The sequence below is a fragment of the Microbispora cellulosiformans genome, from assembly GCF_008728085.1.
Taxonomy (GTDB): domain Bacteria; phylum Actinomycetota; class Actinomycetes; order Streptosporangiales; family Streptosporangiaceae; genus Microbispora; species Microbispora amethystogenes.
The window spans coordinates 879,748-902,496 of record NZ_VYTZ01000001.1 but is presented as its reverse complement, the minus strand read 5'-3'; the positions used below and the strand labels follow the sequence as shown (position 1 = coordinate 902,496).

Genomic DNA, 22,749 nt, shown 5'->3' with positions numbered 1-22,749 from the left:
ACTAGGATCTGGGCATGAGTCAGCTTCCGTTGCGGGCCCAGCTCGCCAGTGCTCTGGGCCGTACGGCCGCGACGCTGTCCAGGGCCACCGGGCGCGGCGACGGCTCGGTGATCGGCGGCAGGGTGGGCCTGATGCTGGAGCCCGACCTGCTGCGCAAGCTCGCGGCCGACCGCAAGCTCGTCCTGGTCAGCGCGACGAACGGCAAGACCACGACGACCCGTCTCATCACCTCGGCGCTGCAGGAGCTCGGCGACGTGGCGACGAACGCGTTCGGCGCCAACATGCCCGCCGGGCACGTGTCGGCGCTCGCCTCCAGCAAGGGCGCGCCGTACGGCGTGCTGGAGGTGGACGAGAAGTACCTCCCCGAGGTGCTGGACACCACCGAGGCCGGGATCGTCGCCCTGATGAACCTCAGCCGCGACCAGATGGACCGGGCGGCCGAGATCTGGCTGCTGGCCCAGAAGTGGCGCCGCGCACTCGCCGGCCGGCCCGCCCACGTGATCGCCAACTGCGACGACCCGCTGGTCACCTGGGGCGCCTCCACCGCCGCCCGGGTGACGTGGGTGGCGGCCGGGCAGCGCTGGCGGGAGGACTCCTGGTGCTGCCCCGAGTGCGGCGGCCCGCTCGACCGGGCCGGGTTCGGCAACGGCGGGCAGAACCTGACCGCCGCCCAGCTCGCCGACACCAGCTGGGCCTGCCGCGAGTGCACCTTCCACCGTCCCGAGCCCAACTGGGTGCTCGACGGCGAGGACGTGATCGACCCCCGCGGGCAGCGCTGGCGGCTGGACCTCCAGCTTCCCGGCCAGGCGAACCGGGCGAACGCCGCCGTCGCGCTGGCCGTCGCCGAGACGCTGGGCCTCGACCCCGGCCGGGCGCTGCCCCGGCTGCGCACGGTCACCTCGGTCGCGGGCCGCTACACCACCGTCGAGCGGGAGGGCAGGTCGCTGCGGCTGCTGCTGGCCAAGAACCCGGCCGGCTGGCTGGAGGCGTTCGACGTCGCCGACCCGGCGCTGCCGATCATCCTGTCGGTGAACGCGCAGGGGCCGGACGGCCGCGACACCTCCTGGCTGTGGGACGTCGACTACCGCATCCTGCGGGGCCGGCCGGTGCTGGTCACCGGCGAGCGCCGGCTCGACCTCGCGCTGCGGCTCGCCGTCGCGGAGGTGCCCTTCCAGCTCTGCGACTCGTTCGAGCAGGCGGTGGCCGTCCTCGCCCCCGGCAAGATCGACGTGATCGCCAACTACACCGCGTTCCAGCAGATCCGAGCGGAGTTCGGCCGTGCCGTCTGAATTGTCCATCGTCTGGATCTATCCCGACCTGCTCAGCACGTACGGGGACCAGGGGAACGTCCTGGTGCTGGAGCAGCGGGCCCGGGCCAGGGGGATCCCCACCCGGACCATCCACGTGCGCTCCTCCGACCCCGTGCCGCAGCAGGGCGACATCTACCTGATCGGCGGCGGCGAGGACCGGCCGCAGATCCTCGGCGCCGAGCGGCTGCGCCGCGACGGCGGTCTGCACGCCGCGATCCAGCGGGGTGCGGCCCTGCTGGCGGTCTGCGCCGGCTACCAGATCATGGGCACGGTGTTCGGCGGCGAGGAGGGCCAGCCGGTGTCCGGCGTCGGCCTGCTCGACATCAGCTCGGGGCGGGGCGAGCGGCGCGCGGTCGGCGAGCTGGCCGCCGATGTCGACCCCGCGCTGGGGCTGCCCACGCTGACCGGGTTCGAGAACCACATGGGCGTGACCCGGCTGGGGCCGGGGGTGCGCCCGCTGTCCCGGACGGTCGTCGGCACCGGCAACGGCGACGGCACCGAGGGCTGCTACGCGGGCCGGATCATCGGCACCTACCTGCACGGCCCGGCGCTCGCCCGCAACCCCGCGCTGGCCGACCTGCTGCTGAGCTGGGTGACCGGGCCGCTGCCCGCGATCGACGACGGCTGGTACCAGGCGCTGCGCGACGAGCGCCTGCGCGCGGTGCTGCCCGCCTGACACGCCCGCGCCCCCGGTCCCTCAGGGACCGGGGGGTGCTCCAGGAGCCCGCAGCAGGATCAGTAGACGAGCGCCTGCACGCCCTCGCCCAGGATCTCCTCGACGAACGTGGGGGCCCCCGCGATGCGGACCCCGTCGATGACGTCGTCCACCGTGATGTCCCTGCGGGCGGCGCACTGCGTGCAGAGTGTGACCCGGCCCGCCGCCAGGACGGCGGCGAGCAGGTCCTCCAGCGGTGCGGCCTCGGCCAGGGCGAACTCCTTGGCCCGTCCCGGCAGGGCGAACCAGGAGGACTCGCCGGTCAGCCAGAGCGAGACCGGGACACCGCTCGCCAGCGCCGCCGCCGCGACCGTGAAGGCCTGGTTGCAGCGCTCCGGGGCGTCCGCCCCGGCCGTCACCTTGATCACCAAAGATCGTGCCATGACGGAAGCCTAGTCCGCTGGGCCGGTCTGCCGTCACTCACTTCCCGCCGCGCACCAGGTCGGGGCGGAAGGCGAGGATGAGCCCGAGGGTGGTGTAACCCACCAGCAGGTGGGCCGCGCCGACGACGTCGGAGACGGGAGTGCCGAAGATCGCCAGCGTCGGGAGGGTTACGACCACCCAGCTCTCGGCGACGAGCGGCCACAGGCGGGCCGCCCCGCGCCACCGGCCGGTGATGGCGATCTTGACGCCGAGCACGAACATGCCCAGCATCGACAGCGGCCAGAACGCGTCGAGGATCCCGAGCCAGACCGTGTCACGCGCGGCCGGGAAGAGCCCGTGGACCAAGCTCCACACCATGGCCAGCGACATCAGCACCCGCTCGGCCTGCACCATGCCGCGCGCCACCCGGCTCACGCCGGTCGCGCCGGTACGGAGCATGATCGTGAGGAGGCACTGGGCGCCGATCTGGAACGCCAGGCCGGCGAGGTCGGTGATCATCAGGCCCGGGTCGCCCGCGACGTCGAAGCCGTAGACGAAGCTGACGGCCGACCAGGTCAGCGCGCCGGTGGACAGGCCCAGGGCCAGCCGGCGCACCGTCGACTCGGAGAGCCCCTTGGCGGGAGCGGCGGCGGAGGAGGCGGTGGGAGCGGTGGCGCCCGGGACGTGGGAGGTGCTGGTCATCGGGATTCCTTCGATTCGGGGGGGGCGGGAGCGGCGGTGGGATCACCGCGGCGACGAGGACGATCCTGCTGGGCCGCCGCCCCAGGCCGTCAGGGCGCGGCGTCCCGATTCCGGGCCCGTGTCGTGTCCCAGGACGGACGGGACGCGCGTCCCGGACGAGATGGCGGAGACGGCGAATCCGATCCGCGAGCGAACTCCAAGGCGGCAGGCGGCATCTAAAGGAATGCACAACGGCGGATCCGCCGCCAGAACCATGGCCTTGTCAACGGCTGTTTACCGGGAGTGGCGGCCGATTGATATGTGCCGCCTATCCCGAACCACGCCACCGATGACAGGAGAAAGAGATCATGCGAATCGGCAAAAAGCTCGCACTCCCCATCGCGGTGACCGCAGGAATCGCCTCGCTGCTCCTGCCCACCGGCGGAGCGGCCATCGCTTCGGCGTCGGCCGGGGCGCAGGCGCTCCGCGGAGGCAGCAAGACGTACACGCTGACGCACATCGACGCGCGCAACTCGATCACCGACAACTGGCGCTCCACCAGGAACAACCGGGCGGGCGGCCGGGCTCAGGCGTGCGTCCGCGCGAGCGGCTACCGGTTCGACCCCTGGTTCGAGAAGCCACACCGGTTCAACCAGGGCTGGTTCTTCTCGCTGCGCAAGCCGAACAGCGACCGCATCTGGGCGAGCAAGGACTACAAAGGCGCAGTCCGAAGCGTGTGCAGCCCCTGGGTGAACCGGCGCGGCACGTTCTACACCAGGGTCACCGTCCACTCGGGCAGCCTCCTCCAGAAGGCCCAGGTTTGGCAGTACTGGAACTAATCCGACGAAATCTCGAACCGAGAGGAAATGGACATGCGGAATCGCGCCATCCCCCTGCTCCTGGTGCTGTCGTCGCCGGTGCTGCTCGGTCTCAGCGGCGCCGAAGCGGCCCAGGCGAGCGTGCGTACCGAGGCCGGTGCGCGGGCCGGCAACAGCAACTACTCGGCCCTGTACGAGATCAGCGCCGTCAACCGGTATGGGGACAGGTGGAGGTCCACCCGGAACAGCGGATACGCCCACGGGAAGGCGCAGTCGTGCGTCCGCACCCAGGGCTACGACTTCTTCGCCGACCGGCCGAACGAGAAGCCGCGCGGCTGGTTCTTCTCGCTGCGCAAGCCGAACAGCGACCGCATCTGGGCGAGTAAGGACTACAAGAGCAACGTCAGAAAGGCGTGCAGTCCCCGGGTCAACCGGCGCGGGACGTTCTACACGCGGGTGACGGTGCACCCCAAGATCTACCTGCGTAAGGCGGAGATCTGGCAGTACTGGACCTGATGGACCGGGTCGCCCCCGAGGAGGTGGATCACATGGCACATCGACCGAACCGCTCGACGAACCGTTCGCCGAACCGTTGGCCACGGGCAGCCGTGCTGACGGTGGCCCTGGCGGTCCTCGCCACCTCCTGCGGGGCGTCCCCTCCCGCGGTGAGCGACTCTGCCCCGCAGGACCCGGCGCTCGCCGCGTCGCCGGCGCCGCCCCAGGCGGCGCTCGCGGAGTACCGCGCGGCCGGAGACTCCTGGCGGCTGGTCGCCTTCACCGGCGATCAGGGCGGCCACTGCCTGTCGGTCGAGGGGACGGCGCACGAGGGGCTGCCCGAGTGTGACTTCGAGGTCACCGAGGACGCGCCCGTCAACGCCGCCATCTGGGCGATCGACGACCACGACCTGGTGGTGTACGGCCGGGTGGCCCCCGAGACCGTACGGCTCTACGCCGTGCAGCGCGCCGGGCGCGTCCCTCAGGCGCTGCACCGGGATCCGATCAGTGGCGAGGTGTATTTCGCCACCTTCATCCGAGACCGTGACATCCGCGACATCGTGGCGGTCTCAGCGGATGGTCGCCGCCACGGCTACGCCAAGAAGATCGAGGACTTCCTCGGCCACGACGAGTGATCGTCCGGCCGTTCGCTCACCACCCGATACGCGCACTAGGGACATCCCGCGCCGGCTGCGGCACACTGCTTTGGTGCAGTTTGTGATGGTTCGTTGGCCTGTGCGCCTGAACATCGCCGGGCTCGCGTTCCTCGTGGTCGCGGTGGCCGCCGCGGTGACGGCGGCGCTGGTCGGCCTGCGGGTGCCGCAGGCCCACCGGGCCCTGCTCGACCTGCCTCCGGCGGGTCCCGACGCGTTGGTGGGCGTCGCGCTGGCCACCGCCGGCACGGCGGTGCTCACCCGGCACCCGCGCCATCCCCTGGGCCGGCTCATGGCGGTCTTCGGCGCCTGGTGGGCGGTGGACGACGCGGCCGCCTCCTGGCTCGCCTACGCCACCATGCACCACCCCGCGCTCCCGGGTGGGTCCGCGGCCCACTTCGTCTACCAGCGGCTCGGCGCGGGCCTGTTGCTGCTGCTGCCGCTGGTGCTGCTGCTCTACCCCGACGGGAAGATGCCCACGGGCTGGTGGCGGGGGATCACGCTGGTCAGCCTGGCCCTGACGAGCCTGCTCCCGCTGGTCCTGGTCGCGGCGCCGTCCGCGGTCGCGCAGGCGACCTCCGACTCCCGCCCTATCCCCGCGCCGCTGACCGCCCTCGACCTCGACCCGCTCCACGTCCCGCTGCCGGACGCCGTCTGGACCGGGGCGCTCCTGGTGGCGCAACTGTGCGTCCCGCTGAGCCTCGTCGCGCCGTTCGTCGTGGTGGTGCGGCGTTACCGGAGCTCGGCCGGCGTCGGCCGGGCGCGCATGCGCTGGCTGCTGTGGGCGGCCGTGGCCGACCTGCTGGTCATGCTGACCATCCGGCTGCTGCCGAACGAGTTCGGCACCGTCGGCCTCGACACCGCCCTGGCCATCACGGCCGCATCGGTCGCGGTCGGGATCGTCAAGCCGGACCTCGTCGACATCGACCGGCTGCTCGGCGGGACGGTGGTGTACGGCGCCCTGCTCGCCCTGACCCTCCTGCTCGACCTGCTGGTGCTCGGCGGCGCGGGCCGCCTGCTCGGGCCGCGCCTGAACGAGGGGGAGCGGCTGGTCATCGCCGTCTTCGCGGTGGCCATCCTGTACGCGCAGCTACGGCACCGGCTGTGGCGGCTGGTGCGGCGCTGGGTCGTCGGCGAACGGGACGATCCCTACCGGGTGATGTCCGGGCTCGCCGAGAGGCTTGAGCGCGCCGACGACTCCGGGACGCAGCTCCTCACGCTGGCGCGGACGGTCGCGCGGGCCTTCCGCACGCCGTACGTCGGGGTGGAGATCGAGCAGGTCAACGGCGAACGGCTGCTGGTCGAGGACGGCGAGCGTCCCGCCGGAACACGCGCCCTGCCCATCACCTACCGCGGCGAGGAGATCGGCCGGCTGCTGCTGCCCCGCCAGGCGCCCTCCCGCACCCGGCTCTCCTCGAACGACGAACGGCTGCTGGCCGACCTGGTCCGGCAGGCCGCCGCGGCCGCCCGCGCCGTACGCCTCGCGGAGGAGTTGCAGGCCGGCCGCGAGCGCCTGGTCGCGGCGGTGGAGGACGAACGCCGCCGCCTGCGCCGCGAGTTGCACGACGGTCTCGGGCCGGCCCTGGCCGCGGTCGCCTCCCGGGTCGACACCGCGCGGATCACCGGCCGCCGCTCGCCGGAGGAGGCCGACCGGATCCTCGGCCTGGCCCGGCAGGAGCTCAGCGGGATGCTCACCGAGGTGCGGCGCCTGGTGCACGGCCTGCGGCCGCCCGCGCTCGACGACGTCGGCCTGGTCGGGGCGATCCGGCAGCAGGCGGAGCGGCTGCGGACCCCGGGGCTGACCATCCGGGTCGAGGAGCACGGCGACCTGTCCGACCTCCCGGCGGCCGTCGAGGTGGCGGCGTACCGGATCGCGTCCGAGGCCCTCACGAACGTGGTCCGGCACGCGCGGGCCACGGAGTGCGTGATCACCCTCACCCGCGACACCGAGGAGGGATGCCTGGACGTCGTGACGACCGACGACGGCGTCGGCCTCGGCGCCGGAGTGGTGAGCGGCGTGGGTCTCGTCTCCCTGCGCGAACGGGCCGCCGAACTCGGCGGGTCGTGCGGCGTGACCTCCGCCGGATCCGGCGGCACCCGGGTGCGGGCGAGGCTGCCCATCGGACCGCCCGCCCCCAGGCGAGAGGCCGTGGCACAGGAGACGACGACGGAAGAGGTAGGGATATGACCGGAAAGCCCCCGGTGAGGGTGCTCGTGGTGGACGACCACCCGGTGTTCCGCGAGGGCTTCGCGGCCCTGCTGGGCAGCATCGACGAGGTCGAGGTCGTCGGGACCGCCGCGACCGGCGCCGAGGCCGTCGAGCAGGCCGCCCGGCACGAGCCCGACGTGGTGGTCATGGACGTCTCGATGCCCGGCATGGACGGCATCGAGGCCACCCGCCACATCCTGCGGGAACGCCCGGAGACCGGTGTCGTGGTGCTGACCATGTCCGAGGAGGACGGCACGATCTTCGAGGCGCTCCGCGCCGGCGCGCGCGGCTACCTGCTCAAGGGCGCCGAGCCCGAGGAGGTAGTGCGCGCGATCACCACCGTGTCCGGCGGCGGCGTGGTGTTCGGGGCGGTCCTCGCCGGGCGGATCACCGAGTTCCTGACCCCGAGACCGCAGAGTGGCGCCGCCGCCGCGGCGTTCCCCGGCCTCACCGCCCGCGAGCACGAGGTGCTCGACCTGGTGGCCGCCGGGCTGTCGAACGGCGACATCGCCGCGCGGCTGTTCCTGTCCCAGAAGACCGTGCGCAACCACGTGCACGCGGTGCTCGGCAAGATCCAGGCGGCCGACCGGGCGGAGGCGATCATCCGGGCGCGGGACGCCGGTCTCGGCCGCTGAGCCTCCCCGCCGCCTCTAAGCTCGTCTCCATGGACGTACACCCCGACCTTGAGCCGATCGCCTTCCTCCTGGGCCGCTGGGAGGGGGCCGGCGTGATCGGCTATCCCACCATGGAGAGCGCCAACTTCGGCCAGGAGGTCGTGTTCGGGCACAACGGGAAGCCGTTCCTGAGCTACCGGAGCCGCAGCTGGCTGCTGGACGCCGAGGGCAACAAGGTCAGGCCGCTGTCGACCGAATCCGGCTTCTGGCGCATCCAGCCCGGCCGCCAGATCGAGGTGTGCCTCGCGCATCCCACCGGCATCGTCGAGATCTACGTGGGAGAGGTCGTCTTCCATAAGATCGAGCTGCGTACGGACGTGGTCGCGCGCACCACGACGGCCAAGGAGTACAACGCGGGCCACCGGCTCTACGGCCTGGTGAACGGCAACCTCATGTACGCCTACGACATGGCGGCGGTGGGGCACCCGCTGCAGTCGCACGCCTCCGCGGAGCTCAGGCGGACCGGCGACTTCGACGAGCAGGCCTGACGGGAGCAGAGGTCGCGTTAGCCGGGGAAAAGAGAAACCCCGGGCGCGCTCCGCCTCCTGAGGAGACGGGCCGGCTGGACCATGGCCGGGGACATTCGTCCGCGGCCGCCGGCTGCCCGGGGTTCCGGTGACTGTCGAGGATTCGCCGGGACGTCGTACGACATCCAGACGGAAGGTCCAGATGGACGAGTCCTAGCGGACAGCCACCTCGCTAGCCCAATAATGATCAACCATTGTTTGGACCACCTCCCTTCTGCGTGCCTTCAAGTTATGCGAGCGATCCGCGAAGGGGCAAGCGGATTATCGGCCGCCCCGGTGGCGTGGCGGAGCCCGATCTTGACGCCACGACCTAAACTTCTGGTCATGGCCGAGACTTGGCACGAGGAGCTGCGGGCCCGCGGCTACCGGATCACCCCCCAGCGCCAGCTCGTGCTGGAAGCGGTCACCGAGCTGGGGCACGCGACGCCGGAGGACATCTGCGCCCGGGTGCAGCGGACGGCCAGAGGGGTCAACATCTCGACCGTCTACCGAACCCTCGAACTGCTGGAGGAGCTCGGGCTCGTCACCCACACCCACCTCGGCCACGGCGCGCCGACGTATCACCTCGCCTCCGAGGCCGATCACGTCCACCTCGTCTGCCGGGGCTGCGGCGAGGTCACCGAGGTGGCCCCTCCACTGGTGGACGGCCTCGTCTCGGCCCTCGACGCGGAGCTGGGCTTCGCGACCGACGTCCGCCATCTGACCGTCTTCGGCACCTGCCGGAAGTGTCGCTGACCTTCCGGTACGCCGGGAATGCCCCAATTGTGGGCGGTGCTACGTCCTCATGCCGGTAGCGTTGCGGTGAGACATCTTGGCCGTCGTCAGGAGTACACGTGACCGTTCCCGCGGACGCCGCCCGGCGGCGCATCGTTGAGATATTCACAGCCGAGGAGGGGCCGCTGCTGCGGCGGTGGAGCCAGGTATCAGGCGTGCCGGTCGACGAGCTCCGGGACCTGCACCAGGCCTTGCGCACGGCCCTCGTCGGCGACACCGACCTCGCCGACGTACGCGGCCTGCTCGGCGAGCTGTCCCGCGCCCGCGCCCGGCAGGGCTACACCCCCTCCGACACCGCCCGGGTCGTGTTCTCGCTGAAGGAAGCGGTGTACGAACAGGTCGAGGCCGACGGGCAGAGCGACGCGCTGCGCGGCTTCGCCTGGCTGTCGCGACTGATCGACGATCTCGGACTGTTCACCTTCGAGACCTACTCCGCCGCGCGTGAGAAGATCATCATTGATCAGGCCGAGCAGCTTCTCGAACTCTCGACGCCCGTCGTGAAGCTGTGGGAGGGCATCGTCGCGGTGCCGCTGGTCGGCACGCTCGACTCCGCCCGCACGCAGGTGGTGATGGAGAAGCTGCTGCAGACCCTGGTGGACACCGGCTCGGAGCACGCGGTGATCGACATCACCGGTGTGCCCGCGGTCGACACCGAGGTCGCGCAGCACCTGCTCAAGACCGTCGTCGCGGCCCGGCTGATGGGCGCGGAGTGTGTGATCTCCGGCATCCGCCCGCAGATCGCGCACACCATCGTCACGTTGGGCATCGAGTTCGGCGACATCGTCACGAAGGCGTCGCTCGCCGACGCCCTCGCGTACGCGCTGTCGCGCAGCGGCGTGCATCTCAAGGGCGCCGCGACCACCCGGGTCGCGGTCAGGGCGGAGCGCGACTGATGGAGCGCGTGCCGATCCTCAAGCTCGGCGACATCCTGATCGTCTCCATCCAGATCGATCTGGACGACCAGAGCGTGCTCACCCTCCAGGAGGACCTGGCCGACACGGTCGTGTCCAGAGGAGCGCGCGGGGTGATCATCGACATCACCGCCGTGGAGATCGTCGACTCGTTCATCGGCCGGATGCTGTCCACCATCGCCGCGATGACGCGGATGCTCGACGCCGAGACCGTGGTGGTCGGGATGCGTCCCGCCGTGGCGATCACGCTGGTGGAGCTGGGGCTGTCGCTCGGCGGTGTGCGCACGGCCCTCAATCTCGAAAAGGGAGTCGTGATGCTGGAGCACGCGAGGAGCGCCGAGGGGTGAGCGGGCCGCAGGAGATGCCCATCGCCACCAACGGTGACGTCGTACTGGTCCGCCAGAAGGTCAGGAGCGTGGCGGCCGAGATCGGGCTCTCCCTGGTCGACCAAACCAAGATCGTAACCGCCGCCAGCGAGCTCGCCAGGAACGTCCTGGTGCACGCCGGCGGCGGGCGGGTGGAGGTCGAGAAGGTCTCCACCGGCCTGCGGCCGGGGCTGCGGCTGGTCTTCTCCGACGAGGGCCCCGGCATCTCCGACATCGCGCAGGCGATGACCGACGGCTTCACCACCGGAGGCGGTCTCGGGCTCGGCCTGAGCGGGTCGCGGCGGCTCGTCGACGAGTTCGACCTGGTCTCCGCCCCCGGAGAGGGCACCCGCATCACGGTGACCAAGTGGTCCCGTTGAGTGGCCCAGTGGCAGGACCGTTAGGCGAACCGGGTGAGGGCCGCGTGGCCGGCCGTCACGAGGACGTCTGGGTCCGCGCCGCCGACCCCAGCGTGATCGGCGCCGTCCGCAGGTCAGCGGTCGCGCTCGCGACCGCCGCCGGGTTCGACCAGAACCGCACGGGCCAGGTGGCCGTGGCGGTCACCGAGGCGGTCTCGAACCTGGTCAAGCACGCCGAGGACGGCGTCGTCCTGGTGCGCGCGCACGGCGAGCGGCCGGGTGTGGTCGAACTGGTGACCGTCGACCGCGGACCGGGAATCGCCGACCTCGGCCGCGCCCTGCGGGACGGCTTCTCCACCTCGGGAACCCTCGGCATCGGGCTGGGCGCCATCGCCCGGATGGCCTCGGCCTGGGACGTCCACAGCATGCCGGGCCGGGGCACCGTCCTGGTGACGCACTTCACCGCGGACGGCCCGCCCGAGCCGCCGCTGCGCGCGAGCGGGATCCGCCGCCCGATCGGCGAGGAGACGGTCTGCGGCGACTCCTACGCCGTGGTCGACACCGGCGGCGTGATCACGGCCGTCCTCTGCGACGGGCTCGGCCACGGCGCCGCCGCCGCGTACGCCTCCCGCGAGGCGGTCCGGATATTCCTGGACGACCCCCTCGCCCCGCCCGTCGCCGCGCTGGAACGCGTGCACCGCGGGCTGGGCCACACCAGAGGGGGCGCCGTGGCCGTCGTCCGGGTCGAGCACGAGACCGTGTCGTACGCCGGGCTGGGCAACATCTCCGGCTGGATCGCGCACGCCGAGGGCCGCCAGGGCATGATCTCCCTGCCGGGCATCGCCGGGCACAAGGGCAGGCGCCCGCAGCAGTACGAGTACGCGCTGCCGTCGCACTCCACGGTGGTGCTGCACTCCGACGGCCTCACCGACCGCTGGGACCCCGCGTCCTTCCCCGGCCTGTTCGCCCGCACCCCGGCCGTGATCGGCGCCACCCTGCTGCGCGACGCCGGCAGCCGAAGGGACGACGCCTGCGTCGTGGCGCTGAGGCAGCGGCCGTGACGGGCGAGGTGCTCACGCGCGCGGACATCAGCGGAGACCAGGACGTCTTCGCGGTCCGGCGGCTCGGCAGGCGGATCGCCGAGCTCGTGGGCATGGAGTCGCAGGACCAGATCCGCATGGCGACCGCGCTCAGCGAGATCGGCCGCGAGGTGCTGGCCTCGGGCGCCGAGGGGCACGTGACCTTCAGCCTGGCCGTGGACCGGGTGGTCGTCACCGTCGAGTACGGCGACGGGCACATGCGGCCCAGCGAGGGCCTGACGCTCGCCGGCCGCCTGGTCGACGAGGTCACCCTGGCCGTGGAGGAGGGCCGCGTCACGCTGGTGAAGCGGGTGCCCGGGCACCGGCGGATACCGTCGGCCGCCGAGGTACGGGCCGAGCTGGCCCCGCTGGCGCCCGCCACCGCGCTGGACGAGCTGCGCGAGCAGAACAAGGAGCTGGCCCGCACGCTGGAGGAGGTCCTGCGGCTCAACGGCGAGCTGGAGGAGACCAACCAGGGCGTGATGGCGCTGTACAACCAGCTGTCGGCGGAGCTGGAGGAGACCAACCGGGGGGTCGTGGCGCTCTACGCCGAGCTGGACGAGAAGTCGTCCCAGCTGCGCAGCGCCGCCGAGGCCAGGCAGCGGTTCTGGGCCAGCGTGAGCCACGAGCTGCGGCTGCCGCTCACCTCGATCATCGGGCTGGTCCGGCTCATGGTCGGCCATGGGGGCCAGCCGCTGAGCGAGGAGCAGGAGCACCAGGTGAACCTCATCGGCGGCAGCGCGGAGACGCTGCTCGGCCTGGTGGGGGAGCTGCTCGACCTGGCCAAGGCCGAGTCGGGCCGGCTCGACCCGGAGCCGTCGCTGGTGGACGTGGTCGCACTGGCCGAGGCGCTGCGCGGGACACTGCACACCGCCGTACGGGCGGAGGGGGTCGGCCTGGTCATCGAGGTGTCCCCCGAGGTCGGCGAGATGCTCGTCGACGAGGTCATGCTCACCCGGATCCTGCGCAACCTGCTCAGCAACGCGCTGAAGTTCACCCAGGAGGGTGAGGTGCGGCTGAGCGCCGAGGTCGACCCGGCGATGGCCGAGGTCGTCTTCACCATCTCCGACACCGGCGTCGGCATCCCCGAGGAGTTCCTGGAGCGCGTCTTCGAGGAGTTCTTCCAGGTGCCCGGGCCGCTCCAGCTCAAGGCGAAGGGGACCGGCCTCGGCCTGCCGTACGCCCGCAGGCTCGCCGAGGCGCTCGGCGGCACACTGGAGCTGTCGAGCACGCAGGGGGAGGGGACGACGGTGGAGCTGCGGGTGCCGCACCGGATGGCGAGCCCCGAGATCGGCCATGTGCTGGTGGCCGACGACGACGCGGGGTTCCGCGCGCTCGCCCGGCGCCTGCTGTTCGGCTTCGCCGCCGTCGTGGACGAGGCCGCCGACGGGTACGAAGCCCTTGAACGGATGCGTGAGCACGTCCCGGACATCGCCCTGGTCGACCTGTTCATGCCTCGCCTCGACGGCGCCGCCCTGCGGCAGCGGATGGCCGAGGACGAGATCCTCCGGGAGGTGCCCGTGGTCACGGTGTCGGGAGCGCTGGACGAGCAGGAGAGCGCGCATCTGTCGCTGAGCAAGCACGGGCTGCGCCGCGACCGGCTGCTGGAGACGGTCAGGGAGGCGGTCAGGGAGGCGGTCGCCGCGCGGCGCGGAGGTGGGGCCGGTGATTGACGCCGCGGCGACCGTGCTCGTGGTCGACGACCTCCCGACCAAGCGCTACATCCTGTCCAGCTGGCTGCGGCGGGCGGGGCACCGCGTGGTGGAGGCCGGCGGCGGCGAGGAGGCGCTGGCCCTCGTCGGGACGCTCAGGCCGGACCTGGTCGTCCTCGACGTGCGGATGCCCGACCTCGGGGGCATGGAGGTCTGCGAGAAGATCAAAGCCAACCCCGAGACCGCCTCGATCCCGGTGATCCAGGTGTCCGGCAACGCGATCACGCCGGCCGACCGCGCCGAGGGGCTGGAGCGCGGGGCCGACGCGTACCTCTCCGAGCCGATCCAGCCCGACGAGTTCGCGGCGACGGTCCGGGCGATGCTGCGCTACTACCGGGCGCGGCAGCGGGCCGAGCGGATGGCGGCCCGGCTGAGCATGCTCGCCGAGATCACGTTGCTGCTGAACGAGGCGGAGGGCTTCGAGCGGCTGCTGTCGGTGGCCGCCGAGGGCTGCTCCCGGCTGGTGGACCGGTTCGCGCGGGTGCTGGCGGTGTCGCCGGACGGGACGCTGCGCAGGTTCGCCGCCGGGCCCGGCGAGGCCGCCTCGGCCCGGCCGGTGCGGCCCGACACTCTCGACAAGCTCACCGCCATCGCCGTCGGTGACTCCACCGGGGTGTGGACATTCGACCTGGACAATTCGAGATGGGCCGCCATCGTCCCCGACAGCGAGGTGGCCGGGGGCGTGTCGGGCGTGCTGTGCCGTACGAAGTCGGGCAGGCCGCCGGTCTTCGTGGGCGTGGAGTCGGACCGGCCGCTCGACGGCGACGAGATGAGCCTGCTGCGGCAGTTCGGGCAGGCGATCGCCCTGGCCGTCGACGCGGCCCGCGCGTACGCCGAGGAGCACACGATCGCGCTGACGCTGCAGCGCAGCCTGCTGCCCGAGACGATCCCGCCCGTGCCGGGCCTGCGGATCGCCGTGCGGTATCAGCCCGCGGTGGACAACGTGGAGGTGGGCGGGGACTTCTACGAGGTCCTGCGACTGGGCGACCGGGTGCTGATCGCGCTCGGCGACGTGCAGGGCCACTCGCTGCACGCCGCCACCGTGATGGCGGAGCTCCGATACGCGCTGCGGGCGTCGGTGATCGAGGCGGTCGACCCGGCCCGGTCGATGAGCCTGCTCAACGCGGTCCTGCGGCGCTATCACCCCCGGATGACGGCGACCGTCTGCATCCTCCTGCTCGACCCGGAGACGGGTGAGATCGAACTCGTGAACGCCGGGCACATCCCGCCGCTGATGGCGGGCCGGGAGGCGGCCTATCACCGGTTCGGGAACCTGCTGCTGGGCGTGGCCGAGGAGCGGTACCGGGTGGACCGGCTTCACCTGGCCGAGGGCGCCACGATGGTGCTGTTCACCGACGGGCTGATCGAGGACCGCGACAAACTGCTCGACGAGAGCCTGGAGATCGCCCGCCAGCAGGCCGAAGACGTGGGCGAGGACCTGGAGAGCTTCTGCGACCGGCTCATCGCCACGTTCGGAGCCCGCGAGGACGACGTGGCGCTGGTCGCCATCTGCCGCGCGCCGTGCTGACGTCACCCCTGCCGCTCACCGCCCGGTTGTCCACAGCTCCGTTGTCCACAGGGGGCGAGCCGGGGCCGCGACGGGAGCGGGGGACCGAATAGCCTTGGGGCATGCGGAGCCCTTTGCTTGACACATCCGGCGCGGTGGCCGCGCAGGCGCCGGACGAGACGGTGGCGGCCCACTACGGCGACCCCTACGCCGAGCAGCGCGCGCTCGCGGCGGGGCAGGCGCTGGTCGACCGGAGCGACCGCGAGGTCGTGCGCGTCGCCGGGCCCGACCGGCTCGGCTGGCTCAACGACCTCAGCTCCCAGAAGCTGGACACGCTCCGGCCGGGCACGCCCGCCCAGACGCTGCTGCTGGATGGCCAGGGCCGCGTCGAGCACCACCTGACCCTGGTGGACGACGGCGAGGCCGTGTGGGCGCACGTGGAGCCGGGCACCGGGGCGGAGCTGGTCGCCTTCCTGGAGAAGATGCGGTTCATGCTGCGGGTCGAGATCGCCGAGGTCACCTCGGACTACGCGGTGGTCTCCGTCGCCCCGCCCGCCCCCGCGGGTGAGCCGGTGGCTCTTCTGGAGGAGGGCCGCGCGCTTCCCGAGGGGACCGTCGTCATGGGCGGTGACCTGCTCGTGCCGCGCGACCGGCTGGCCGGTCTCCCGGAGGAGCTGGGCCTGCGCCCCGCCGGGCTGTGGGCCTACGAGGCGCTGCGCATCGCGGCCCACGTGCCCAGGCTCGGGTTCGAGACCGACCACAAGACGATCCCCCACGAGGTCGGCTGGATCGGCGTGGCGGTCCACCTGAACAAGGGCTGTTACCGGGGGCAGGAGACGGTCGCCCGGGTGCACAACCTCGGCCACCCGCCCCGCCGCCTGGTCTTCCTGCACCTCGACGGCAGCGTCGACGACCTGCCGCCCCATGGCGCCCCGGTGACGCTCGGCGTGAGCACCCCGGTCGAGGCGGAGCCGGAGGCGGCCGTGGAGGGCGCCGCCGAGCCCGGCCAGCTCGGGTTCGTGGGCTCCTCGGCCCGCCACTACGAGCTGGGCCCGATCGCCCTCGCGGTCGTCAAGCGGACGGTGCCGGTGGACATCGACCTGCTGGCCGGTGGGGTGGCGGCGAGCCAGGAGGTCGTCGTGCCGCCGGACGCGGGCCGCAACGTGCACATCGACCCCGCCCTGCGCCGCCGCGTCCGCTGACGGTTCCCCCGCCGATCAGCCCTGCTGGTCATGCGCGTCAACCGGCCGGGCCCATCCCCGGCCGGTGAAGATCACGCCTCGTCCGGAACCTGTGCCCCGGAGGCCCGCGTGGAGGCTCTCGTGGGGGCTTGCGCGGGGCTCAGACGTCGAGGACGAGGGTGATCGGGCCGTCGTTGGTGAGGGTCACCTTCATGTCGGCGCCGAAGAGGCCGGTCTCGACCCGCGCGCCGAGCGTCCGCAGCTCGGCCACGACCGCCTCCACCAGCGGCTCGGCCACCGGGCCGGGAGCCGCCGACTGCCAGGTGGGCCTGCGGCCCCTGCGGGCGTCGCCGTACAGGGTGAACTGGCTGATGACCAGCAGCGGGGCGCCGACGTCGGAACACGACTTCTCGCCGTGCAGGATCCGCAGCCCCCAGAGTTTGGCGGCGAGCCGCGCCGCCTCGGTCCGGCCGTCGGTGTGGGTGACGCCCACGAGCACGAGCAGGCCGGGTTCGTCGATCGCTCCGACGACACGGCCCTCCACCACAACCGACGCGGAACTGACCCGCTGTACGACCGCACGCATGCCCCCGGATTCTGCCATGTCCGGGGCCTTCGTAGACTGCGCCCCATGTCGGAGATAGTGGTAGAGGTCGTCCGTTCGGGATTCGTCGAGTCGGTGCACCGCGCACGCGTGCACGTGATCGGGGCGGACGGTTCCCCGGCCCTCGTGCGCGGGGACACGGCGAGCCTCGCCTCGCCGCGCTCCGCGATGAAGCCGCTGCAGGCGCTCGCGATGGTCCGGGCCGGCCTGCCGCTGGAGGGGGAGCTGCTCGCGCTGGCCGCCGCCAGCCACAGCGGGGAGTCCTTCCACGTCGACGGCACCCGGAAGATCCTCGCGGGCGCGGGGCTGGACGAGTCCTTCCTGCGCTGCCCCGAGGACCTGCCGCTGGACGAGGAGGCGAGCCGCCAGGTCCTGCGGCAGTACGGCGAGGCCCGCCGGATCTACATGAACTGCTCGGGCAAGCACGCGGCGATGCTCGCCACCTGCGTGGTCAACGGCTGGCCGGTGGACGACTACCTGCATCCCGGGCACCCGTTGCAGCGCGCGATCCGCGCCACGGTGGAGGAGCTCACCGGTGAACGGGTCGCGGCGACCGGCGTGGACGGCTGCGGCGCGCCGCTGTTCTTCGTCTCGATGGCGGCGGTGGCCCGCGCCTTCCGCCGCCTCACGCTCGCCCCCGACGGCAGCCCCGAGCGGCGTGTCGCCGACGCGATGCGCGCGCACCCCGAGTGGACGAGCGGCACGACCCGGGCCGAGGCCGTGCTGATGCGGGCCGTCCCCGGGCTGTTGGTGAAGTCGGGGGCGGAGGCGTTCGACGCCTTCGCCGACGCCGAGGGCCGGGCCGGCGCGGTGAAGATCGTGGACGGCGGCGGCCGGGCCCGCGTGCCCGTCACCGTCGCCGCCCTGCGCGCGGCCGGGATCGACGCCCCCGAGCTCGCCGGGCTCGCGACCACGCCGCTCTTCGGCGGCGGCGTCCCGGTCGGGGAGGTCCGCGTCCACGCCGTCTGACCGGCCGCCGTCACTTTCCGGCCGCCGTCGCTTTCCGGCCGCCGTCGCTTTCCGGCCGCCGTCACTTCCAGACGCGGTCGAGGAAGGCGGCGATCAGGGGAGCGATCTCGGGAAGCCGGTCCTCCAGCGCGAAGTGACCGGTGTCGAGTACGTGCAGTTCGGCGTCGGGCAGGTCGCGCAGGTAGGCGTGGGCTCCGGGCTCGGGGAAGAACGGGTCGTCGCGGCCCCACGCGATGAGCGCGGGCGGCTGGTGCCGGCGCAGCCATGCCTGCCAGATCGGATACCGCTCCACATTGGTGTGGTAGTCGAAAGCCAGGGCGACCTGTGCCTCCTTGCGTCCTGGCAGGTCGAGGAAGTGCTGGTCGAGGGTCCAGCCGTCCGGCGCCACCAGGGTGGGGTCGGCCGTCCCGCCCTCGTACTGGGCACGCGTCGCCTCCTGCGTCAGCAGCGTGCGCACTCTGTCCTCGTCGCCCTCGACGTCCGGGCGCAGCGCGACGAAGGCGCGGGCGCCCGCCGACAGCCCCTCCTCGTACGCGTTGCCGTTCTGCACGACGAGGCCGGCGATCCATTCGGGGTGCCGGGCCGCCAGCCGGAAGCCCACCGGGGCGCCGAAGTCGAAGACGTACATGACGAACCGGGTCAGCCCGAGCCGCTCGGCGAAGCCCTCCGTCACGTGGGCGAGGTTGTCGAAGGTGTAGGTGAAGCCGGTGGGCGCCTCGGTGTGCCCGAAGCCGGGGTAGTCGGGCGCGATCAACCGGTAGCGGGCGCCGAGCACGTCGATCAGCCGGCGGAACTGGTGTGAGGCCGAGGGGAATCCGTGCAGCAGCAGCATCACGGGGACGTCGCCGCCGCTCTCGTCCGGGACCGACTCTCGGTAGAAGACCCGTACGCCGTCGACGTCGACGTGCCGGTGACGCGTGCGCGGAACGGTGAACATCGCCATCTCCTAATGCTCCCTTCATTGACTTAGGCATTAGGTACGACGATCGTTAGCCTAATGCCTTTTCAAGGGATCTAGCATTAGACGCATGACCGATTTCGTCCCGCTGACCGGGGAGCCGCTCGCTCTCGATCTGATCAACACCCGGCCGCGCCTGTCGGGAGCCCCGGCCGATCTGATCGCCACGATCGAGGGACTGCGGGCCTGGCTGGCCCTGGAGGCCGATCGGCTCGCCGGAGTGCTCGACGCGGACGGCGTCGCGCCGCCGCTGAACGACCGCGACCTCACCGCCGTCCATGAGGTGCGGGATCACGCGCGGGCCGCCGTCGAGCGGGCCCGCCGGAGCGGCCGTCCTCCCGAGGCGGCCCTGCGAGGCATCAACCGGGCACAGCGGGCGGCGCCCGCCATCCGAGAGCTGACGTGGGACGGCACCGCCCTCACCGTGGCACCCCGCAGGGACGGGTCACCGGGCGTCCGCCTGGCCGCGGTGCTCGCCGAGGCCGTTGCCGATCTGCTGACCGATCCGGCGGTCGCGACCGTGCGGGAGTGCGCGGCCGACGACTGCGTCATGCTGTTCCTGCCCACGCATCCGCACCGGCGCTGGTGCTCGGCGACGCGATGTGGCAACCGTGCCCGGGTCGCCCGCCACTATCGGCGCCACCGCGCCGACTGACCCGGAAAGGGGGGCGGGGGATCAGAGGGAGCGGAACTGGCGGGATGACGAGATCGCGCCCGAGGTGGTCAGCGTGAACGTCCGCATCGAGTCGGCGAACCTGGACAGGTCCCACTCCGCCGGTCCCTGGTACCAGTACAGGTGGTCGGCCTGCCGGCCGTCGCCGGTGAACGCGCCGACGATCCTCGCCCATCGGTCCACGTTGTCGAAGATCACCGCGTACGGCAGGTAGCGGGAGAACAGCTCCACCCGGCGGTCCGGGGGCACGTCGTCGACGCTCGCGTGGGCGAGGTACTCCCGGAAGCCGAGCGTGTGCGCCAGCGCCTCGGCGCCCTTGGCGGTCTTGGCCGGCATGTACTGGCCGCCGAAGGCCAGGGCCGCGCCCGCGATGATCAGAGCCGGTCCCAGCAGGCCGTACGACGTGAACCAGGCGAGCAGGACCGTGGCGACCACCCCGAGCGCGAGCACCGCCACCCCGAGGGTGGTCCAGCGTGACCGCACCGAGTCGGGCCGCCGGGCGAACCAGCCCTGGTCCACCACGTCCTGGTAGAGCGCGTCGCGCACCGCCGTGAGGCGCGCGGCGAAGGACCCGTGCAGCTGCGACAGCAGCACTCTGTCGCGGCCGTCGAAGACCGCCTCCCAGAGTGCGCGCTCGTAGGGGAGGAGGTCGCCGATCGGGGCGCCGGGCAGCTTGACCAGGCACCAGTCCGGGGCCTCGTACGTCTGCCGGGGCTGCTCGTCGATCCGCAGGAAGCCGCGCACGGCGAGGTCGACGAGGGTCGCGGTCACGTCGACCACGTCGGCCTGCTCGTCGACCAGCGTGCCGATCTGCCCGGGCCGCACCCCGTCCGGCGGGGTGAAGCGCCCGTCGCCGTGTCCGCTGACCTGTCCCATCCAATCGCTTGTGGTTCCGGCGGCCTCACCGCCGATCACCCGGGCGTCGCGCCCGCGCGTCCAGTAGAGCAGCGCCACGCCGCCCAGCAGCAGGACCAGCAGCGCCGCGAGAGACCCGCCGGTCACCGCGTTGAGCGCGAACGCGTTCGACAGCTCGAACCTGCGTTCCAGGATCGGGGCCGCACCGGTCGCGCCCTTCGGATAGCCGACGACGACGGTGAGCGTCTGGCCCTGCCGGAGGTCCTGCTGCTCGAACGTGGCGGTGGCGCCGGTCTCGTCGACCGACGCGCCGGTGCAGGCTGTGGCCGCGCCCGGCTCGCCCGCGAAGCAGGACAGGTTCTGCACCCGGCCCGGGCCGGTCACGGTCACCACCGCCTCCCGCACCGGGCCGGACACCGCGAACCAGCGCAGCTCCTCACCCCCGCCGCCCGCGCCGTCGGCGACGGGCGCGACCGCGCCGGTCACGTCGTACTCGACCGTGCCGCCGAACGTCAGGGTCTCCCCGTCGTACGAGCCGCCCTTGACGTTGGAGAGGCGGTAGACGCGGTCGTGGCCGTCGTCGAAGCGGGTGCGGGTGATCGGCGTACGCCGCACCGTCCCGCCGGCGGGGGCGACCGTCTCCTTCACGTGGAGCACACCGTCCCGGCGGAGCTCCAGAGTCACCTCGTCCTTCTCGACCGGCGCCGTCACCGCGGCCCCTGCGGGCTGTGCGTACGCGGGTTGAGCGGGTGCGGGCGAGGCGTGCGCGGGGGAGACGGCGAGGACGGCGAGGGCGGCGAGCGGTGCCGCCGGTCCGAGCCGGCGCGCGAGATCCAGCATGAGCCGAAACCTTATCGGTCCCCTCCGACACGTTTCGCGGGGTCGGTAGGGTTACCGTCCATGGGACACACCCGGTTGTACCGGAACGGCGTCCTGGAGGCCGAGGGCTTTCCGGTCGCCGACGTCTCCGAACACGTCAAGGATCCCGCGGCCGTGGTGTGGTTCGACATGTGCGACCCCACGGAGGAGGACCTCCACGCGATCAGCGAGGAGCTCGGGCTGCACGCCCTGGCGGTGGAGGACGCGCTGCAACGCCGGCAGCGGCCCAAGCTGGACGTCTACGACGGCCACATGTTCCTGAGCGTCTACGTTTCGGCCTTCGATGCGGAGTCCGGCCGGGTGCGGGTCACCCCGGCCACCGCCTTCATCACCCCGAACGCGCTGGTCACCGTGCGGCAGTCGGACGAGTTCTCGATCGAGGAGGTGATGCGGCGCTGGGACGACGGGGCGGACCTCGCCCGGCACGGCGTCGCGTTCCTGCTGCACGGCCTGCTCGACTACGTGGTGGACAGCCACTTCGAGGCCGTCGAGGCGATGGACGAACAGGTGGAGGACCTGGAGGACACGGTCTTCGGCGAGCGGCCGGTCAGCCCCGGGGAGCAGCGGCGCACGTTCGAGCTGCGCAAGAGCCTGGTCATGCTCCGCCGGGTCGTGATGCCCATGCGGGAGGCCGTGAGCACGCTCCTGCGCCGCAACGGCACGATCGGCGACGGGGAGATGGCGCCGTACTTCCAGGACGTGTACGACCAGGTCCTGCGCGCGAGTGAATGGACCGAGTCGCTGCGCGACCTGATCGGCAACATCCGTGAGACGCAGCTGACCATGCAGGACAACAGGATGAACCTGATCATGAAGCGGGTGACCAGCTGGGCCGCGATCATCGCGGTGCCAACCTTGATCACCGGATTCTACGGCCAGAACATCCCGTTCCCCGGCTTCGGGCATCACTGGGGCTTCTGGACGTCCAGCGCGCTGATCGTGGTCGTCTCCGCCGCGCTCTACCGGGTGTTCCGGGCGCGCGACTGGCTCTGAGCCGGCTCTGAGTCGGCTTCGGGGCGCCGCCCCCGTCACCAGGGTCCGTACGGGCCCTGGTTGCCGCCGCCCTTCTGCTCGTTGACCGCGGGCTTCACGTCGGCGAGGTAGATGCCCGCCGCGATGACCGCCGCGATCGTGAAGATGCTCAGCGCGCCCAGGTACTGGACCGCCGCGGCGAAGGTGAACAGCGTCGCGAAGCCCAAGATGATCAGCCAGAGCTGCTTGGTCTGCTTGCCCGCCGCCGGGAAGGCCCGGGCCGGGATGCGCACGGCGTGGACCAGCGCCACGACGCACAGCAGGAAGGCCGCCAGGGAGAGCAGCCAGAAGATGATGGAGAGGATTCCGTGCAGCCCGAACATTGGTTCTCCGCATGGTCAAGGTCGCCGACGACCCCAGACTAATGGGCGCCGCCGACAGGTGGCGTGGACGGCGGCGGCCCGCCTCCCGGAGGGGGAGACGGGCCGCGGTGTCGCTCGCGCGGG

At 72.2% G+C, this 22,749-nt stretch carries 25 protein-coding genes; 19 read left to right on the top strand and 6 right to left on the bottom strand.

All coding sequences use genetic code 11. The features are described from left to right. Nucleotides 1-14: 14 nt before the first annotated feature. A complete protein-coding gene (locus tag F5972_RS03845; protein ID WP_150931051.1) occupies nt 15-1,289 on the top strand; it encodes a MurT ligase domain-containing protein in 1,275 nt (424 codons plus the stop codon). Next, a complete protein-coding gene (locus F5972_RS03840) occupies nt 1,279-1,986 on the top strand; it encodes a type 1 glutamine amidotransferase (protein ID WP_150931049.1) in 708 nt (235 codons plus the stop codon). The genes F5972_RS03845 and F5972_RS03840 overlap by 11 nt, the downstream gene beginning before the upstream one ends. Before the next feature lie 59 nt (nt 1,987-2,045). Here the strand turns inward: F5972_RS03840 and F5972_RS03835 are convergent, their stop codons facing one another. After that, complete coding sequence (locus F5972_RS03835; protein ID WP_150931047.1) at nt 2,046-2,408, bottom strand: DsrE family protein; 363 nt, start codon at nt 2,406-2,408, stop codon at nt 2,046-2,048. A 37-nt stretch (nt 2,409-2,445) separates the two neighbouring features. Beyond that, a complete protein-coding gene (locus F5972_RS03830; RefSeq protein WP_150931045.1) occupies nt 2,446-3,090 on the bottom strand; it encodes a hypothetical protein in 645 nt (214 codons plus the stop codon). A gap of 347 nt (nt 3,091-3,437) precedes the next feature. Here F5972_RS03830 and F5972_RS03825 point away from each other — a divergent pair, with 347 nt between their 5' ends. The 14 genes from F5972_RS03825 (at nt 3,438) to ygfZ (ending at nt 16,354) form a co-directional block, all read left to right on the top strand. Further along, complete coding sequence (locus tag F5972_RS03825; RefSeq protein ID WP_150931043.1) at nt 3,438-3,908, top strand: hypothetical protein; 471 nt, start codon at nt 3,438-3,440, stop codon at nt 3,906-3,908. A 33-nt stretch (nt 3,909-3,941) separates the two neighbouring features. Then, complete coding sequence (locus tag F5972_RS03820; protein ID WP_150931041.1) at nt 3,942-4,403, top strand: hypothetical protein; 462 nt, start codon at nt 3,942-3,944, stop codon at nt 4,401-4,403. Between the two features lie 32 nt (nt 4,404-4,435). Next, nucleotides 4,436-5,017, top strand: a complete 582-nt coding sequence (locus F5972_RS03815) for a hypothetical protein (RefSeq protein ID WP_150931039.1) — start codon at nt 4,436-4,438, stop codon at nt 5,015-5,017. A gap of 100 nt (nt 5,018-5,117) precedes the next feature. Next, entirely contained in the window at nt 5,118-7,223 is a 2,106-nt protein-coding gene (locus F5972_RS03810) for a sensor histidine kinase (protein ID WP_191909925.1), read from the top strand. Then, a complete protein-coding gene (locus F5972_RS03805; RefSeq protein ID WP_150931035.1) occupies nt 7,220-7,879 on the top strand; it encodes a response regulator in 660 nt (219 codons plus the stop codon). The genes F5972_RS03810 and F5972_RS03805 overlap by 4 nt, the downstream gene beginning before the upstream one ends. A gap of 29 nt (nt 7,880-7,908) precedes the next feature. Then, complete coding sequence (locus F5972_RS03800) at nt 7,909-8,406, top strand: FABP family protein (protein WP_150931033.1); 498 nt, start codon at nt 7,909-7,911, stop codon at nt 8,404-8,406. A gap of 363 nt (nt 8,407-8,769) precedes the next feature. Then, nucleotides 8,770-9,180, top strand: coding sequence for a Fur family transcriptional regulator (locus F5972_RS03795; protein WP_111697701.1), 411 nt, complete (start codon nt 8,770-8,772; stop codon nt 9,178-9,180). A gap of 98 nt (nt 9,181-9,278) precedes the next feature. Further along, nucleotides 9,279-10,112: an STAS domain-containing protein gene (locus F5972_RS03790; RefSeq protein WP_150931031.1), complete on the top strand. Its 834-nt coding sequence runs from the start codon at nt 9,279-9,281 to the stop codon at nt 10,110-10,112. After that, complete coding sequence (locus tag F5972_RS03785; protein ID WP_191909924.1) at nt 10,112-10,477, top strand: STAS domain-containing protein; 366 nt, start codon at nt 10,112-10,114, stop codon at nt 10,475-10,477. Before F5972_RS03790 ends, F5972_RS03785 begins: the two co-directional genes overlap by 1 nt. Nucleotides 10,478-10,491: 14 nt before the next feature. Next, a complete protein-coding gene (locus F5972_RS03780) occupies nt 10,492-10,875 on the top strand; it encodes an anti-sigma regulatory factor (RefSeq protein WP_150931307.1) in 384 nt (127 codons plus the stop codon). A gap of 44 nt (nt 10,876-10,919) precedes the next feature. Further along, entirely contained in the window at nt 10,920-11,915 is a 996-nt protein-coding gene (locus F5972_RS03775; protein ID WP_150931029.1) for an ATP-binding SpoIIE family protein phosphatase, read from the top strand. Continuing rightward, nucleotides 11,912-13,606: an ATP-binding response regulator gene (locus F5972_RS03770; protein WP_150931027.1), complete on the top strand. Its 1,695-nt coding sequence runs from the start codon at nt 11,912-11,914 to the stop codon at nt 13,604-13,606. Before F5972_RS03775 ends, F5972_RS03770 begins: the two co-directional genes overlap by 4 nt. Then, complete coding sequence (locus tag F5972_RS03765; protein ID WP_150931025.1) at nt 13,599-15,173, top strand: SpoIIE family protein phosphatase; 1,575 nt, start codon at nt 13,599-13,601, stop codon at nt 15,171-15,173. The genes F5972_RS03770 and F5972_RS03765 overlap by 8 nt, the downstream gene beginning before the upstream one ends. A gap of 101 nt (nt 15,174-15,274) precedes the next feature. Beyond that, nucleotides 15,275-16,354: a CAF17-like 4Fe-4S cluster assembly/insertion protein YgfZ gene (ygfZ, locus tag F5972_RS03760; protein WP_150931024.1), complete on the top strand. Its 1,080-nt coding sequence runs from the start codon at nt 15,275-15,277 to the stop codon at nt 16,352-16,354. 139 nt (nt 16,355-16,493) lie between these two features. Here ygfZ and dtd read toward each other — a convergent pair whose 3' ends face one another. Continuing rightward, complete coding sequence (gene dtd / locus F5972_RS03755) at nt 16,494-16,919, bottom strand: D-aminoacyl-tRNA deacylase (protein WP_150931022.1); 426 nt, start codon at nt 16,917-16,919, stop codon at nt 16,494-16,496. A 45-nt stretch (nt 16,920-16,964) separates the two neighbouring features. On the opposite strand from dtd, the gene F5972_RS03750 reads away from it, so the two are divergent. Next, nucleotides 16,965-17,906, top strand: coding sequence for an asparaginase (locus tag F5972_RS03750; RefSeq protein ID WP_150931020.1), 942 nt, complete (start codon nt 16,965-16,967; stop codon nt 17,904-17,906). Nucleotides 17,907-17,967: 61 nt separating this feature from the next. Here F5972_RS03750 and F5972_RS03745 read toward each other — a convergent pair whose 3' ends face one another. Further along, entirely contained in the window at nt 17,968-18,843 is an 876-nt protein-coding gene (locus tag F5972_RS03745; RefSeq protein WP_225311126.1) for an alpha/beta fold hydrolase, read from the bottom strand. 91 nt (nt 18,844-18,934) lie between these two features. Here F5972_RS03745 and F5972_RS03740 point away from each other — a divergent pair, with 91 nt between their 5' ends. Next, complete coding sequence (locus F5972_RS03740) at nt 18,935-19,519, top strand: CGNR zinc finger domain-containing protein (RefSeq protein WP_150931016.1); 585 nt, start codon at nt 18,935-18,937, stop codon at nt 19,517-19,519. Nucleotides 19,520-19,540: 21 nt separating this feature from the next. On the opposite strand, the gene F5972_RS03735 is transcribed toward F5972_RS03740, so the two are convergent. After that, entirely contained in the window at nt 19,541-21,232 is a 1,692-nt protein-coding gene (locus tag F5972_RS03735) for a DUF2207 domain-containing protein (protein WP_150931014.1), read from the bottom strand. A gap of 60 nt (nt 21,233-21,292) precedes the next feature. Here F5972_RS03735 and F5972_RS03730 point away from each other — a divergent pair, with 60 nt between their 5' ends. Next, nucleotides 21,293-22,264: a magnesium transporter CorA family protein gene (locus F5972_RS03730; protein WP_150931012.1), complete on the top strand. Its 972-nt coding sequence runs from the start codon at nt 21,293-21,295 to the stop codon at nt 22,262-22,264. Nucleotides 22,265-22,299: 35 nt separating this feature from the next. On the opposite strand, the gene F5972_RS03725 is transcribed toward F5972_RS03730, so the two are convergent. Further along, the gene (locus F5972_RS03725; RefSeq protein ID WP_150931010.1) at nt 22,300-22,626 is read right to left on the bottom strand and encodes a DUF2516 family protein; all 327 of its coding nucleotides are present in this window, start codon (nt 22,624-22,626) and stop codon (nt 22,300-22,302) included. Nucleotides 22,627-22,749: the final 123 nt, after the last annotated feature.